This window comes from Kouleothrix sp. 19917 (assembly GCF_057073505.1).
The window spans coordinates 6308608-6323432 of sequence record NZ_CP097099.1; the positions used below are offsets into that span (position 1 = coordinate 6308608).

A 14825-nucleotide genomic window follows, 5' to 3' on the forward strand; every position below is an offset into this window, starting at 1 on the left:
AGCATCGAGGCAGGATGAGTCGTCGTTTTGTGCTGATGGTGCTGGGCTGCGCGGCCATCCTCACGCTCTGGTTTACCTGGCCGCTGGCCGCGCTGCTCGGCTCGCGCGTGCCGGGCCGCTCGGTCGATGCTGAGCAATTTCTGTGGGCGTTCTGGTGGTTTCGCGAAGCGCTGACGGCGCGGCATGTTTCGCCATTCAGCACCACCATGCTCTACTATCCCGACGGCGTGAGCCTGCGCTATTTTACGACCAACAGCTTCCACGCGCTTTTGTCCATCCCGTTCCAGCCGCTGCTTGGCCTGGTGCCGACGTTCAATCTGATCGGGCTGGCGGTGTTCGTCACCACCTGCCTGGGCATGGCCTGGCTGGCCTGGGATGTAACTGGCAGCCGCGCGGGGGCCTTGCTGGCCGGCATTGCCTTTGCCTTTGGGCCAACGCAGATCTTCCACTGGCGCGTTGGCCAGTACAACATGCTGTCGGTCGAGTTTCTGCCGCTCTACATCCTGGCACTGCGGCGGCTGCTCCGTTCGCCGGGGTGGAACTGGCGCGCAATTCTGGCGGCGGCCGTCACGCTGGCTTGCGCGGCGCTGTGCGAATGGCAGTTCGTGATCTACCTGGGGCTATATTCGCTGCTGGCGGTTGGCGCGGCGCTGTGGGCTGCGCCGCGCGCGTGGCGCCGCACCCTGCCGCCCGCGATTGTGGCGGGCGCGCTGGCGCTGGCGGTGCTGCTGCCCTATGTGGTGCCAATGCTGCGCGAGCTGGGCGGCGACAACCCCTACATGCTGCGCAAGGAAATCGACACAATCTACCACTCCGCCGATGTCGCAGAATTCCTCCTGCCTAACCCGGTCAGTCCGATCTGGGGCGCGTGGGCGCAGCGCGCAACCGATGCGCTGAACGCGCCGGGCATTATTGCCACGGTCGTCAGCACAAGCTACGTGATGCTGGCGCTGGCGCTGCTGGGCGCGCTGGCGAACTGGCGCGCTGCGCGCTTCTGGGCCCTGGTTGGCGCGATCTTCTGGGCACTGTCGCTTGGCCCGCGCCTGAAATGGTTCGGCGCGCAAACCGATATTCCGCTGCCGTACCTGGCCTTGTTTCAGTTCAAAATCGTGCAGATCACGCGATTCCCGGCGCGCTACTTTATGATCACCGAGATCTGCCTGGCGGTGCTGGCCGCCTTCGGCGTGGCCGCCCTGCTGCGCGCAGGCGCGAACGGCATGCTGCCGCGCTGGCGCGTGGCGCTGGCTGCGCTGGCGGGCGTGGCGCTGGTGATCGAACTGTGGCCCGCGCCGCGCTTTGCCGAGGCACTTGCGCCCGTGCCGAGTTTCTATGCCGACGGCACGCTTGCCCAGGCCGGCGCAATCCTTGAGCAGCCGAACCCTTCCAATCGCGGGATGTATTTTCAAACCTTTCACCAGCGCCCGGTGCTGTGGGGCGAGCTGAGCCGCGACAACCCGGCCGGCCCGCTGCTGAGTATGCTGCGCGACAGCCCACCCGCCGCCCAGCCCGATCTGCTCGACACGACGCGCAACTGGCAGTGCACGCTGGCGCAGCTCAACATCACCCATGCTGTGCGCTACCCTTCCGAAAAGCCGCTGCCACCCCTGCCCGGCGCGCGCGAACTCCGCGCCGACGCAGACGCAACGCTGTACGCGCTGGCCGACCCTGGCCCCGACGCAACCTGCGCGTGGCTCGACGCGGGCTGGCAGCCGCCCCCGGCCCGCAAGCTCGACGACGGCACGCCCTACCGCTGGACCGAGCAGCACGCGCAGTTCGCGCTGCTGCGCCGCACGCCCGGCAAGGTCGCGCTGAGCATGAACCTGCACTGCTTCGCCGGCCCGCGCCATGTTCAGTTGCGCCAGGGCAGCACAGTGCTGGCCGAGCAGCCCGCCTGTGGTTTCCCGCCCCAGCCGCTCACCGTCACGCTCGATCTGCCCGCCGGCTGGAGCTGGTTCGAGCTGGCAAGCGCCGAGCCGGCCAGCAATCCGGCCGACTTCGGCTACCCGCCGGGCGACCCGATTGCCATTGGCGTGTCGCGGCTGGAAATGCGGCCCTGAAACAGTAAGCAGTTGGCGGTTGGCAGGAAATCTAGCTGCCTGCTGCCCATTGCCTACTGCTCGCTGCCAACTGCCCGCTGCCACCTGCCAACTGCCCGCTGCCACCTGCCAACTGCCAACTGCCAACTGCCCACCGCACACTGCCAACTGCCCGCCGCCGAGTGTGGTATTATTGCCCGGCACAAAGGAGACCCCAAGGAGACCCGATGAAAAGCATGCCGACGCACCGCGTCGTTATAACCGGCATGGGCGCAATTACGCCACTTGGCACCAGCGTGCCGGAATTCTGGGATGGCATGGTCGCCGGGCGCTCGGGCGTGCGGCTCGCCACCCGCTACGACATTGCCGACTTCCCCTATGTGATCGCCGCCGAGGTGCAGAACTTCGAGCCGCGCGAGTATATGGATGCCAAGGCCGCGCGGCGCATGGCACGCTTTGCGCAGTTTGCGGTGGCTGCGGCTGGCGAGGCCCTGCGCGACAGCGGGCTCGATCTCGAGCGTGTGGACCGTTCGCGCGTGGCCGTCAATATCGGCACCTCGCTGGGCGGCACCGCCAACGTCGAAGAGCAGATACAGTCGTTTGTGGCGAAAGGCCGCAAGCGCGTCGATGCCTTCTACCTGCCCACATTCATCTATAACATGGCCGCCTGCCAGGTTGCGATTGCCTACGGCCTGCACGGCCCAACCACCGCGCCGGTGCTGGCCTGCGCCACTGGCACCTACGCCATCGGCGAGGCCGCGCGCGCCGTGCATCGCGGCGATGCGGTGGTGGCGCTGTGCGGCGGCACCGACGCGGGCGTGACGGCGCTGAACGCCATGGCCTTTGGCGTGATCGGCGCGATTGCCCCGCCCGGCGACGACCCGGCGCACGCCGTGCGCCCGTTTGACGCGGCGCGGAAGGGCACGGCCGGCGGCGAAGCCTGTGGTGTGCTGGTGATCGAGCAGCGTGAGCACGCGCTGGCGCGCGGCGCGCGCATCTACGCCGAGCTGGCCGGCTTTGGCGCCACCGAAGACGCCTTTCACCTCACCGCGCCCGCGCCCGGCGGCGAGTACGCGGCGCTGGCGATTTCGCGCGCAATTGAGGATGCCGAGCTGCGGCCCGAGGATGTCGATCACATCAGCGCGCACGGCACTGGCACGCCGCTCAACGACGCCGCCGAAACCGCCGCAATCAAGCGCGCGCTGGGCGACCACGCCTACAAGGTGTCGGTGAGCGGCATCAAGGCGATGCTGGGCCACACGGCGGGCGCGGCCGGCGCGCTGGCCGTGATCGGCTGCGTGAAAAGCATCGAAACGGGCATTGTGCCGCCAACGATCAACTACGAAACGCCCGACCCCGAGTGCGATCTCGACTATGTGCCGAACCGGGCACGCCAGCAGAATGTGCGCGTGGCGCTGGCGAACGCCTTTGGCTTTGGCGGGCAGAATGCTGTGATTCTGGTGCGCCGTTTCGAGGAGTAAGCCATGCCCGCGAAAGCCCGCCCGCGCCGCGCGCAAGCAGCGCGCCCAACCATTCGCACCGTCTACCGCCCGAGCGCGGCATTGCGCGGCGTGGCGCTGGGCCTGATGCTGCTGCTGGGCGCGGCTGCGCTTGGCTTCGCCTATTTCTCCACCCGCTCGCTTGTTTCCACGGCCTTTTGCGCGCTGCCGATCGGGCTGTTCTTTCTGGTGGCGCTTTCCTACCTCAGCTACCTGGCGCGGCGCACCTCGCTGGTGCTGAGCGCCGACGGCCTGGAATACCACACGCCCAACCTGAGCCTGCGCACCAGCTGGGAGAATGTCGCCCAGCTCGTCGACGACCCGCTGACGCCGCGCCTGGTGCTGCGCGAGCCCGTGCCGGTCGATTCGCACACGCCTGCCGCCCGCCGCGCCGAGGCAAGCGGCGGCGGGCGCGCCATCCCGCTGCGCATGTTTGGCTACACACGCAGTTCGGCGCTCGGTCGCGATCTTGCGCGGCGCGCCCCGCATCTCTTTCAGCCCGCCGAACGATCTCCTACATGAGCGCTGTTTCACGCGCGATCATGAAGGGAGAACAAAGCCGTGCACCGTCGAACGTTTTTCTCAGTAGCCGGCGCTGCGCTGGCAAGCTATGCCGGCCGCCGCTGGCTGGCGGCCCGCCCCGCCCAGGCTGCAACCTGGTCGCGGGCACAGGCGTGGGCACCGAACCCGAACGTCCTGTTTGAGTGGCGCTACATCGCCGGGCACATCACCAGCGGCACCGACGATTATGGCTTTATTGTCTCGATCTCGCGGCCAGCCCCGCTCTCGGGCCGCAACCCGGAGCTGCTGGTGATGCGCACGGATGCCGCCGGCGCGTTTTCTTCCACCACCTACCCCGGCACGCTCAGCTACGACACCGGCACCGCCACCTACACTTTCGCCGGCACCGGCGGCGCGGCCAGCGCGGTCGCCCGCTACGACGGGCAGGCCTACCACCTCAGCGTCACATCGCCCGCGCTCACCCTCGCCGACCTGGTGCTGCGCCCGCGCGGCCCAATCATCCCCGAGGGCGGCGACGGCCAGATCGAAGCGGGCGATCTGCTTGGTTTCTCGCTCGATTCCGACTATTATGCCGACTGGACGGTGGCAGAGATTGGCGGGAACAGCGTTGGCGTGGCCCGCGTAGATATGCAGGGCCTGCGCCCGAAAAGCATGGCTCCCGTGCCCAGCAGCGATTACGACCACCACTGGTTTGCGCTGGCCGGCACGCAGGCCACGCCCAGCGGCCCGCGCCCGGTATGGGTCAGCGCATGGCGGATCGTGTCGGGCGGCACGTTCTGGACCGTCACCATCGCCACGGGCAGCGCGCCAGCCGTTTCGTATACCGAAGCGAGCAGCGTCAGCGCGCCGCTGGCCGTGGCCGAAACTGCCTGGCAGGAGGTGCCGTCGATCACAAGCGGGTGGAACCACTTCACCGGGGCGGGCTGGCGTGTCACGGCTGGCGCCGGCGCGCCCGGCGACCTGCTCGACCTGCGGGTGGCAGTGCCGCCCGGCCAGTTTGCCAGCGGCGGGCGCGCCTTTTCCGATGGCGCGGTGCCGTTTCTCGAAGAAGGGGTTGGCTTTAGCGCCACCGGCACCGTGCTGGGCCTGCCGCTCAGCAGTGTGCAGCTCGTCGTGGCCGAAACCACGGTCGAGTTCGGGCACAGCTTCCTGCCAATCGCCCGCCGCTAGCGAAGAACGCTCCACAGATGCGCTTTTTGCCTGGGTCACGTGGGAATGATTGCCACGAAGTCGCGAAGGCACAAAGGTTTTTTGGATGACCTACAACCTTCGAGTCTTCGAGTCTTCGTGGCTATTTCAACGTATCGTGCGTAATCTGTGGATTATCTGATCGCCTCACTCCAGCACAATAATCACGCGTGTTTCGCCGCGGCGCGTTTCGCTGGTGTAGTGCGCGCCCATGCTCTGAATCAGGCGCAGTACCGGGCGATTTTCGGCCAGCATGTCGATCTGCAGGCGCCGCACGCCCTGCGCCCGCGCAAGCTCGCCAATGCGGCGGCACAGCGCCCGCCCGACCCCCTGGCGCTGGTAGTCGTCGCGCACCACAATCGCCACCTCGGCGGTGCCGGGCTCGTGCGGCAGCGGCACAAGTTGCAGCAGCGCCACCAGGTTCTGCACGCCATCCTCGCCCACGCTGCCAATCAGGCTGATCTGCCCGCCCGGCGCTGCCCCAACCGCCTGCGCCATTTCAGCCTGCAGCGCCGCGTCGGAAATGCCGTAGCGCGGCGCGCCATAGCGCAACCGAATGCTGCGCTCGGAAAGCTGCCGATACATGCGCACCAGCGCCTCGGTGTCGGCGGGCACGCCCTGGCGCACCAGCACGGCGCGCTGCTGACGCAGGGCAAAAATCACTCCCGGTATGCCCATATGAACCGCGTGCTGCGTGGTGTCAATTCCCATCATCATGGCCCCGCCCTCCTGCGACATTTCAGACCGTTCGGTCGGTTTTTGGGCAAAAAAAGTTCCTGTTATTGAAAGAATGGACTTCCTACCAGCCGCCGCTTTAGCTGACCGCAACCAGCGGGTCGCTTGGGGCGAGCAAGCCATCGATATACCAGTCGAGGTGCTGCTCGACATAGGCAAGATGGCGCGCGTCGTCGCGAAGCCGGCTGATCATAATCGCGCCTTCCAGCGTTGCCAGCAGCATGGTCGCCACGGCGGCGGGGTCGGTTCCGGCACGCAGCTCGCCGCGCTCAACGCCCTTCGTCACAACCCGCTGCACCATCTCGCACCACTCGTCCATTGTCGCGCGGGCGCGGGCGCGCAGCGCGGGGTGGGCGTCGTCGGCCTCAATGGCGGTGTTGAGCAAGGGGCAGCCACCCGCTACTGGCGGGTTAACCACCATGTCGCGCAGGACGCCAATAATCGCGCGCAGCCGCTCGGCGGCGAGGCGCTTGCCCGCCAGCGCATCAGCGAAACGCTGGCGCACCAGCCCCACCGAGTAGTCAAACGCCGCCAGCGCAAGGTCGTCTTTGCTCGCGAAATGATTGTAAATCCCGCCCTTTTCCAGCCCGGTCGCGCGCATAATATCGGCCAGCGATGCGCCGAAGTAGCCCATGCGATTGAACAGCGGTGCCGTGCGGGCCAGGATCATCTCACGCGTCTGCGCCCCTTTGGTCATGGCGTGCCCCCTTGCAACAGACCAATCGGTCTGAACGAAGTATAGTAGAATGGCGCGCAGGCGTCAATCATTCCTTTGGCCTAGCGCAGAAAGAACGTATATGATCCTGATCGCATCGGCAAATGGCGCAGTGGGCATGGATGCTGGCTGGGCGATTTTGCAGGCCGGCGGCAGCGCGCTCGACGCGGTTGAGGCGGCCACGCGCCCGGTGGAAGACAATCCCGACGAGCATAGCGTGGGCTATGGCGGCTACCCTAACCTGCTTGGCGAAGTCGAGCTCGACGCCTCGATTATGGAGGGAACGACGCTGCGGGCCGGCGCGGTTGGCGCGCTGCGCGGCTTCCGCCACCCGATCAGCGTTGCGCGCCAGGTGCTCGAGCAGCTGCCACACGTGCTGCTGGTGGGCGATGGCGCGGCGCGCTTTGCGGCCGAGCTGGGCATGCAGCCCGAAAATCTGCTCACGCCAGCCGCCGAAGCCGCCTGGCGCGCTGGGCTGGATGGCCGCCTGCCCGAAGAATTCCGCGACGCGCAGGGCCAGATTATGGAGCGCATGCTGGCGCGCGCCACCCGCCTCGCCACCGACCCCGAGCGCGTGGCTGGCACGGTGAACTTCATTGCGCAGGATGCGGCCGGCCGGATCGCGTCGGCGGTGAGCACCAGCGGCTGGGCCTGGAAATATCCCGGCCGCCTGGGCGATTCGCCCATTATCGGCGCGGGCAACTACGCCGACGATCGCTACGGCGCGGCGGCCTGCACCGGCTGGGGCGAGCTGGCCCTGCGGGCTGGCACTGCGCGCAGCGTGGTGATGTACCTGCAGCACGGCTATGCGCTCGAAGATGCCTGCCGCGCCGCGTTCCACGACCTGGGCGCGCTGGGCATGCCGCCCGAGCACTGCCTGATGAGCATGGTCGCGCTCGACCGGCACGGCCAGCACTGCGCCGTTTCCACGATTCCTGGCCGCACCTACGTCTACCAAACCAGCGACATGCCCGCGCCCGCCGAGCTGCCGCGCCTGATCGTGCAGGTCGCAGAGTCCGAGCGCCGCTAGGCGCCATCATCTTGCATCGCGCCGTGCCGCCGTGCTATAATCACGGGCAACATTGTTGGGTGCCGAAAGCGCGGTTCCGCCGCAGTCGAGCAGTGCCACGCTCGCCGTGGGCTGCTTTTTTGTGTGGCGCGGGGACGTGTTTGGAAAGCGAATTGGCTTGATCCCTCGGTTTGCGACCATACGCTGGCTGTGCCTGAGCCTGCTCCTTGTGCTGCTTGCCGGCTGCGCGGCGAGTGCGTCGCCAACCGAGCCTGCGCCCACAACGGCCGCGCCCGCCAGCACCACGCTCATTCTCTGGCATGGCTGGTCGTCGGTGGGGCGGCAGGCGCTTGGCCGCCTGGTCGATCGTTTCAACCAGCAGCATCCGTCTGGCCGCGTCATTCTGCAATCCATCCCGCTCGCCAGCTTCGATACCGACCTGCGGGCGGCGCTGGCATCGGGCGGTGGCCCACACATGGTGCTGATGCCCAACTCGTGGGTTGGCGCGCTGGCCGAAAAGGGCGCGCTGCTGCCGCTCGACGATCTGGTGGGCGCAGGCGAACGCCAGGCGCTTCTGCCCGCCGCCGTGGGTGGCGCGCAGGCGCGCGGCGCCGATGGAACGCAGCGCCTGTATGGCCTGCCAATCAGCACCGACACGCTGGCGCTCTTCTACGACAAGCGCAACCTCCTGCGCGCGCCCGAAGACACCGACACGCTGATCAGCAACGCCCACGGCCTGGGCGACCCGGCCGCGCCGCGCTGGGGTCTGGCCTTCAACCTTTCGCTCGACAACACGATTGGCTACCTGTATGCCGCCGACGGGCGCATCTTCGACGACAAGGGCGCGCTGGTGCTTGGCAGCACGGGCCGCGCCGGTGCCGAGCGCTGGCTGAACTGGCTGAAGCAACTTCACGACGACCCGCAGCTGCTCGCGCGCTCCGACAGCAGCATCGAGATCGACCGCGAGCTGAAAGGCGGGCGCGTGCTGATCAGCGTCGATTGGGCGCACCAGCTCGGCTTCTACCGCAGCCTGTGGGGCGAAAACATGGGCGTGGCCCAACTGCCGCGCCTGGCCGCCACCAACCAGCCGCCGCAGCCCTACCTGCGCAGCGATGTGCTGGCGATCAACAGCCGCGCCGCCGCTGCCGAACGTGCCGCCGCGCTGGCCTTCCTCGCCTACATGACCAGCGCCGAAGCGCAGGCTGTGCTGCTGCAAAACGACATCCAGCCCGCCCGCGATGGCCTGAACCTGAACGAGATCGGCCTGGATGCCGTGCAGGTCGGTGCAGCCGACGTATTTCGCAACCAGGCGCGCCAGGCGCTCCCAATGCCCAATTCGCCCACCCGCGACCTGGTGCGCCGCGAGCTGGCACAGCTCCAGCGCCAGGTGTTGCGCGGCGACGCCAGCCCAGCCGACGCGATCACCGAAACCGACACGCGACTGCGCGAACAGCTCGGAACCGCCCAACCATAGCTGGGTGAATTTCGCATAAGGCCCTGTTGCGGAATGATGACAAAATATTAGCAGATCAGGCTTCTATACCACATAGCTAGTTGCTCTCTGTCAAAAAGTGTAGTAGAATGACTGCTAGTTACCGCTTGCAATGCGATATCTTCATGCGTTTGGCACACGGTAGTAGCTTCTCGCATACGTCCTGGTTGCGCTTACGGCCTTTTGAGGAGGATCTGAATGGCTAGCAGAACCGATGAAATGGTACGGCATCTGAAGGCCTTGCAGATGAATACGCCTGATATTGAAGCATCTGCCGTCGTCAGCGTCGACGGCTTGATTATGGCTTCCCAGCTGCCCGCCGACGTCGAAGAAGATCGCGTGTCGGCAATGAGCGCCGCAATGTTGTCGCTGGGCGACCGAATTGCGAACGAACTCAAGCGTGGCCAGCTTGATCAGGTATTCGTCCGCGGTGAGGATGGCTATGTCGTCCTCGTGTCGATTGGCGAAGAAGCTGTGCTCACTGCTCTGGCGCTCAGCCGCGCCAAGCTCGGTCTGGTCTTCCTTGAAATGAAGCGCACCGCAAACGAGCTGAGCAACCTCGTCTAGCTTCCCCGCACAGATTCCCAAGGTCAGGTGGTTCGCCATCTGGCCTTTTTGGTTTCTGCGCAGTTGCCCGCCCTCCCTGTGGCGGGTATAATGGCGCGTGGCCCTGCTGAGCCGTAGCAATAAAGAAGGAGCGCGCTGTGGCGAATCTGAACGATCTGATTCGTAATATTCCCGATTTCCCCATTCCCGGCATTCAATTCAAAGATATCACCACGCTGATCGGCAATGGCCCGGCCTTTGCTCAGGTGATCGATACGCTGGCCGAGCGCTATGCCCCGCTGAATATCGACGCCGTGGTGGGCATCGAGTCGCGTGGCTTCATTTTTAGCGCGCCGCTGGCCTACCGCCTGGGCGTGGGGCTGGTGCCGGTGCGCAAGCACGGCAAGCTGCCCGCCGCCACGCACCGCGTCGAGTACGAGCTGGAATATGGCTCGAACAAGCTCGAAATTCATCGCGACGCCTTTCAGCCCGGCGCGCGCGCAGTGGTTGTGGACGACCTGCTGGCGACGGGCGGCACCGTTGCGGCGGCCTGCGAGCTGGTGCAGATGGCGGGCGGGCGCGTCGAAGAAGTGGCGTTTATTATCGAGCTGGAATTCCTCAAGGGCCGCGATAAGCTCACGCGCTACCCGGTCTATTCGATGTTGCAGTACTAATGCGGGGATCGTTTCTGCGGGCGGGGCGCGGCTTGTGGGCGCTGCTGGCGTGCTGCCTGGTGGCGTGCAGTGCGGCCCCGGCGGCGCCCGCCGCGCCCAGCGCCCCGCCCGCTGTGGCCGCGCCTTCAGCCACGCCAGCGCCGAGCGCTACGCCTACACTTGCTCCTTCTGCCACTCCCACCAGCGTGCCAAGCAGCACACCCACGCCAAGCCCAAGTGCCACACCCAGCCCAAGCGCGACGCCTGTGCCGCTTGGGCCGGGCGGCCTGCCCTACCCGCTGAAAACCGAGGCGCTGGAATTTGGCGTGGCAGCGCACCTGTTCTACCAGCGCAAAAGCCTGCCGCTGCGCCGCGCTGGCGAGGCTGGTTTTGGCTGGATTCGCCAGCAGATTCACTGGAAAGACCTGGAAGGGCCACGCGGCCGCTACGCCTGGGGCGAGCTCGATGCGGTGGTGAACGCAACGCACGAGGCCGGCTTCAAGCTGCTGCTTTCGGTAGTGCGCGCGCCTTCGTTTTACACCAGCAACGGCGGCAACGGCATGCCGAAAGATCCACGCGCGCTCGGTAATTTCGTGGCTGCGCTCACCCGCCACTACGCCGGCAAGGTGCAGGCGATTGAGATCTGGAACGAGCAAAACCTCGCGGTGGAGAACGGCGGGCGCGTGTCGATTGATGACGCCGGCCACTATGTCGAGCTGTTGAAGGAAGCCTACACGCGCATCAAGGAAGTCGACCCAAGCGTGTTTGTGATCGCCGGGCCGCCATCCTCAACCGGCATCACCAAAGCGCGCGTGGCAATCGACGATATGAGCTACTACGAGGCGATGTACAGCTACGATGGCGGCGCAATTCGCGATTACTTCGATGCGCAGGCAGTACACCCTGGCGGCTCGGCCAACCCGCCCGACACGATGTGGCCGGGCAACCCCAGCACCGCGCGCGGCTGGACCGACCACCCAACGTTTTACTTTCGCCATGTCGAGGATGTGCGCGCCCTGATGGAGCAGCACGGCCTGGCCGACCACCCGGTCTGGATCACGGAGTATGGCTGGGCCACGCGCAACAGCAGCCCCGGCTTCGAGTTCGGCAATCAGGTGTCGTTCGAGGATCAGGCCGACTATATTGTTGGCGCGATGCGGCGCAGCAAGGAGCAGTACCCGTGGGTCGGCGCGATGTTTTTGTGGAACCTGAACTTCGCGCTGTTCAAATCGCGCAGCCACGAGCAGTCGTCGTTCAGCATTCTCAACGCCGACGGCAGCCCGCGTCCGTCGTTCCTGGCAATTCAGGAATATCTGGCTTCGCTGCGATAAATGACGACGGAAATTTACCACTGAGGCACAGAGGCACGGAGGGTTTGAGGTGCGGGTTGCAGGTTGCAGGTTGCGACGACCAACGACCAGAAGAATGAACCGCAAAGAGCGCGAAGGGCGCGAAGAGTTAAAAGTTGCAGGTTAGAAGGTTGAAAGTTGTGCCAACTGCCAACTGCCAACTGCCAACTGCCAACTGCCAACTGCCAACTGCCAACTGCCAACTGCCAACTGCCAACTGCCAACTGCCTACTGCTTACTGCCACCTGTCACCCCTTCACCCTTTCACCCTTTCACCCCTGCCATTCCCCGCAGCCAGGCGCTGGCGGCGCAGCACGAACACCACATAGCCCACCAGCAGAATCACCGAAAATGCGAACCACTGGATTGCATAGCCCAGGTGCGGCCCTTCGCCCAGGTCGGTGAGCGGGTCGCGGCGCGGCAGGTCGGGGTCGTCCGTGGTGGGCAGCTGCTCGACAAAGACCGGCAGCAGCGGGTAGCCAAGCTGCTCGGTGATGCGCGGAATGTTGACCAGAAACCAGGCATCCAGGCGCGGGCGCACGGCGCTGAAGGGCGGGTCGGCCGGGCCGCCGAAATTCTCCTGCGAGCGGCGAATCTGCCCCACCACAGTGACCTCGCCCGCTGGCGCAGCATAAGCGGCGCGCGCCTCGGCACTGGCTGCGATATTTGGCAGCCAGCCGCGATCAACCAGCACCGCCTCGGGCGCGCCATCCGCGCCGGTGAAGCGCAGCGGCGTGATGACATGCACGCCCGTCACGCCATCGAGCGAGCGGTTGCGCAGCACGATTTCCTGCTTCGAATCGAATACGCCACGCAGCTCGACGCGCCGGTATTCTTGCGTGGTATCGGCGGCCAGCGCAGGCGTGAGCGGCACTGGTGGCTCGGCCTGGCGCGACGCAATTGCCGAATTGATCGCCCGCCGCTGCGCCAGCCGGTCGAGCTGCCAGAAGCCCAGCCGCACCAGCACGAGCGCGCCCACAATCATCAGCAGCGTGATCAGCAGCTGCCGCCCACGGAAAAACTGTTTTACCATGATCGTTATCCATCCAGCCGCACGGAAGCCAGACATGGCGCTTGTGCGAAGCATCACTATTGTACCAGCTCTGTGCGCGGGCCGTGCATCCTGCGCTGGTTGGCGCTCGTAACTGGATCGGGTACAATTCCAGCAGGTTGTCAATCATCAGAGGAGAAGATGACATGCGCACCGTTTTTGCCTTGCTCGCCATTGGCGGCGCGGCGGCGTGGATTGCGGCACTTCAGCGCCGCCTGAACGCGGCCCAGATGCGCGGCGATATGTACCGCGATATTGCAGTTCGGCTCGACCGCCAGCTTGCCGAGCACAGCACACGGGGGAACTAGCCGATGCAAGAGCGCATCGGCGTTATCGATCTTGGCTCGAACACAACGCGCCTGGTGGTGATGGGCTACACGCCGCACCACTCATTCCGCCTGCTCGACGAAGTGCGCGAAACGGTGCGCCTGGCCGAGGGCGTTGGCGACGATGGCCAGCTTCAGGCCGTGCCAATGGAGCGCGGCGTCGAAGCGATGAAAATGTTCCACAGCTACTGCAAATCCACCGGCGTCACGCGGATTGTGCCGGTGGCCACCAGCGCCACGCGCGATGCCGCCAACCAGAGCGCGTTTCTTGGCCGCGTTGCGCAGGAATCGGGTTTGAAGCTGCGCGTGCTTTCGACCGAAGAAGAAGCCTACTACGGCTACCTCGGCGCGGTGAACGCGCTCGATCTGCGCGATGGCTTCCTGATCGACATTGGCGGTGGCAGCGCCGAAGTGACGGCGATCCGCGGGCGCGGCTTTGTGCGCTCGTTCAGCCAGCCAGCCGGCTGCGTGCGCTTTTCCGAGCGCTATGTGCGCAGCGACCCGATCAGCAACCGCGATTTCAAGGCGCTGCAGGAAGCGGCCACCAGCAGCTTCGGCGGGCTCGACTGGCTGGCGAACAATGGCAGTACGACGCTGGCTGGCATTGGCGGCACCATCCGCACGCTGGCTGAAATCGATCAGAAGCTCAGTGGCTACCCGCTCGACCGCGTGCACGGCCACACATTCAGCCGCGCCCGCCTCGACGAAATAATCGAATTGCTGCGCCCCACCACCCTGCGCCAGCGCGCCGATTTCCCCGGCCTCAGTCGCGACCGCGCCGACCTGATTCTGGCCGGGGCGGTGATTTTGCAGCAGCTCATGGAGCATGGCCGCTTCGGCGAGATTACGGTCAGCGGGCAGGGCCTGCGCGAAGGCGTGTTTTACGAGCACTTCCTGGTTGGCGAAGACCCGCCGCTGTTTTCGGACATGCGCGGCTTCAGCGTGCAGAATCTGGCGCGGCTGTATAACTACGAGGCCATTCATAGCGCGAAGGTGCGCGAGCTTTCGATTTCGCTGTTCGACCAGTTGCGCCCGCTGCACGGCTACGGCGACTGGGAGCGCGAGCTGCTGGGCTATGCCGCGCAGCTGCACGATATTGGCGTGGCCATCGGCTACTACGACCATCATAAGCATGGCGCGTACTTGGTGATGAATGCGGCGCTGCAAGGCTTCAGCCCGCGCGAAGTGGTGCTGCTGGCCTTGCTGGTGCGCTACCACCGCAAGGGCGATGTCAACACCGACCCGTACAGGAAAGTGCTGCAGCCCGGCGATGGCGAGCGCGTGGCGCGGCTGGCGGCGCTGCTGCGGCTGGCGGAATACCTGGAGCGCAGCAAGAGCCAGGTGGTGCAGGGCTTGCAGGTTGAGCTTGGCGAAACGGTGCGCGTGGTGACAAAAACCATAGGCGATGCGACGGTAGAGATCTGGGATGCGAACCGGCGCGCTGGCTTGTTCCAAAAAGCCTTTGGCAAAGCCATCGAAATCGTCTAGCCGCCCCGCCTTCACCAAACGACCCAGCATAATATGAAGCGAATTCGTGGTTGCGGAAGCCATGAATTCGCTTTTTTATGCCACGCAAATGAACAAACTGCAATCTCTGGCACGCATCTCCGTTCATAATCCCGGCATTCTACCTGATACAAGTCGCTACTCGCGCCACGACTCGCGCACAGGGTTTTTATCGTTTATTTGTTATGCACCGAACTG

The 14825-nt window shown here is 65.5% G+C and carries 15 protein-coding genes; 11 read left to right on the forward strand and 4 right to left on the reverse strand.

Annotation, left to right across the window (positions count from 1 at the left end; genetic code table 11):
* Positions 1–14: 14 nt before the first annotated feature.
* Positions 15–2057, forward strand: a complete 2043-nt coding sequence (locus tag M1P90_RS25505; RefSeq protein WP_483698380.1) for a hypothetical protein — start codon at positions 15–17, stop codon at positions 2055–2057.
* 31 nt (positions 2058–2088) lie between these two features.
* Here M1P90_RS25505 and M1P90_RS25510 read toward each other — a convergent pair whose 3' ends face one another.
* Positions 2089–2196: a hypothetical protein gene (locus M1P90_RS25510; RefSeq protein WP_483698381.1), complete on the reverse strand. Its 108-nt coding sequence runs from the start codon at positions 2194–2196 to the stop codon at positions 2089–2091.
* Between the two features lie 67 nt (positions 2197–2263).
* Here M1P90_RS25510 and fabF point away from each other — a divergent pair, with 67 nt between their 5' ends.
* From fabF to M1P90_RS25525, 3 genes are read left to right on the forward strand one after another with little or no spacing between them, the layout of a single operon-like run.
* A complete protein-coding gene (gene fabF / locus M1P90_RS25515) occupies positions 2264–3517 on the forward strand; it encodes a beta-ketoacyl-ACP synthase II (protein WP_483698382.1) in 1254 nt (417 codons plus the stop codon).
* Positions 3518–3520: 3 nt separating this feature from the next.
* The gene (locus M1P90_RS25520; protein ID WP_483698383.1) at positions 3521–4057 is read left to right on the forward strand and encodes a hypothetical protein; all 537 of its coding nucleotides are present in this window, start codon (positions 3521–3523) and stop codon (positions 4055–4057) included.
* A 39-nt stretch (positions 4058–4096) separates the two neighbouring features.
* Positions 4097–5227, forward strand: coding sequence for a hypothetical protein (locus M1P90_RS25525; protein WP_483698384.1), 1131 nt, complete (start codon positions 4097–4099; stop codon positions 5225–5227).
* Positions 5228–5392: 165 nt separating this feature from the next.
* Here the strand turns inward: M1P90_RS25525 and M1P90_RS25530 are convergent, their stop codons facing one another.
* Together M1P90_RS25530 and M1P90_RS25535 are read right to left on the reverse strand one after the other, a co-directional pair.
* The gene (locus tag M1P90_RS25530) at positions 5393–5962 is read right to left on the reverse strand and encodes an N-acetyltransferase family protein (RefSeq protein ID WP_483698385.1); all 570 of its coding nucleotides are present in this window, start codon (positions 5960–5962) and stop codon (positions 5393–5395) included.
* A 97-nt stretch (positions 5963–6059) separates the two neighbouring features.
* On the reverse strand, positions 6060–6677 hold the full coding sequence (locus M1P90_RS25535) for a TetR family transcriptional regulator C-terminal domain-containing protein (protein WP_483698386.1): 618 nt from the start codon (positions 6675–6677) through the stop codon (positions 6060–6062).
* A 100-nt stretch (positions 6678–6777) separates the two neighbouring features.
* On the opposite strand from M1P90_RS25535, the gene M1P90_RS25540 reads away from it, so the two are divergent.
* The 5 genes from M1P90_RS25540 to M1P90_RS25560 all read left to right on the forward strand — a co-directional run bounded on the left by M1P90_RS25540 (position 6778) and on the right by M1P90_RS25560 (position 11726).
* Positions 6778–7725 carry a glycosylasparaginase gene (locus M1P90_RS25540; protein WP_483698388.1) on the forward strand — a complete coding sequence of 316 codons (948 nt, stop codon included), beginning with the start codon at positions 6778–6780 and terminating at the stop codon, positions 7723–7725.
* Between the two features lie 157 nt (positions 7726–7882).
* Positions 7883–9178: a sugar ABC transporter substrate-binding protein gene (locus M1P90_RS25545; RefSeq protein ID WP_483698390.1), complete on the forward strand. Its 1296-nt coding sequence runs from the start codon at positions 7883–7885 to the stop codon at positions 9176–9178.
* A gap of 264 nt (positions 9179–9442) precedes the next feature.
* Positions 9443–9763 carry a roadblock/LC7 domain-containing protein gene (locus tag M1P90_RS25550; RefSeq protein ID WP_483698391.1) on the forward strand — a complete coding sequence of 107 codons (321 nt, stop codon included), beginning with the start codon at positions 9443–9445 and terminating at the stop codon, positions 9761–9763.
* Positions 9764–9900: 137 nt separating this feature from the next.
* Positions 9901–10416: an adenine phosphoribosyltransferase gene (locus M1P90_RS25555; RefSeq protein ID WP_483698392.1), complete on the forward strand. Its 516-nt coding sequence runs from the start codon at positions 9901–9903 to the stop codon at positions 10414–10416.
* A complete protein-coding gene (locus M1P90_RS25560) occupies positions 10416–11726 on the forward strand; it encodes a glycoside hydrolase 5 family protein (protein ID WP_483698394.1) in 1311 nt (436 codons plus the stop codon). The genes M1P90_RS25555 and M1P90_RS25560 overlap by 1 nt, the downstream gene beginning before the upstream one ends.
* Before the next feature lie 274 nt (positions 11727–12000).
* On the opposite strand, the gene M1P90_RS25565 is transcribed toward M1P90_RS25560, so the two are convergent.
* Complete coding sequence (locus tag M1P90_RS25565; protein WP_483698395.1) at positions 12001–12777, reverse strand: SURF1 family protein; 777 nt, start codon at positions 12775–12777, stop codon at positions 12001–12003.
* A gap of 164 nt (positions 12778–12941) precedes the next feature.
* Here M1P90_RS25565 and M1P90_RS25570 point away from each other — a divergent pair, with 164 nt between their 5' ends.
* Positions 12942–13103, forward strand: a complete 162-nt coding sequence (locus tag M1P90_RS25570; RefSeq protein ID WP_483698396.1) for a hypothetical protein — start codon at positions 12942–12944, stop codon at positions 13101–13103.
* Between the two features lie 3 nt (positions 13104–13106).
* A complete protein-coding gene (locus M1P90_RS25575) occupies positions 13107–14609 on the forward strand; it encodes a Ppx/GppA phosphatase family protein (RefSeq protein WP_483698397.1) in 1503 nt (500 codons plus the stop codon).
* Positions 14610–14825: the final 216 nt, after the last annotated feature.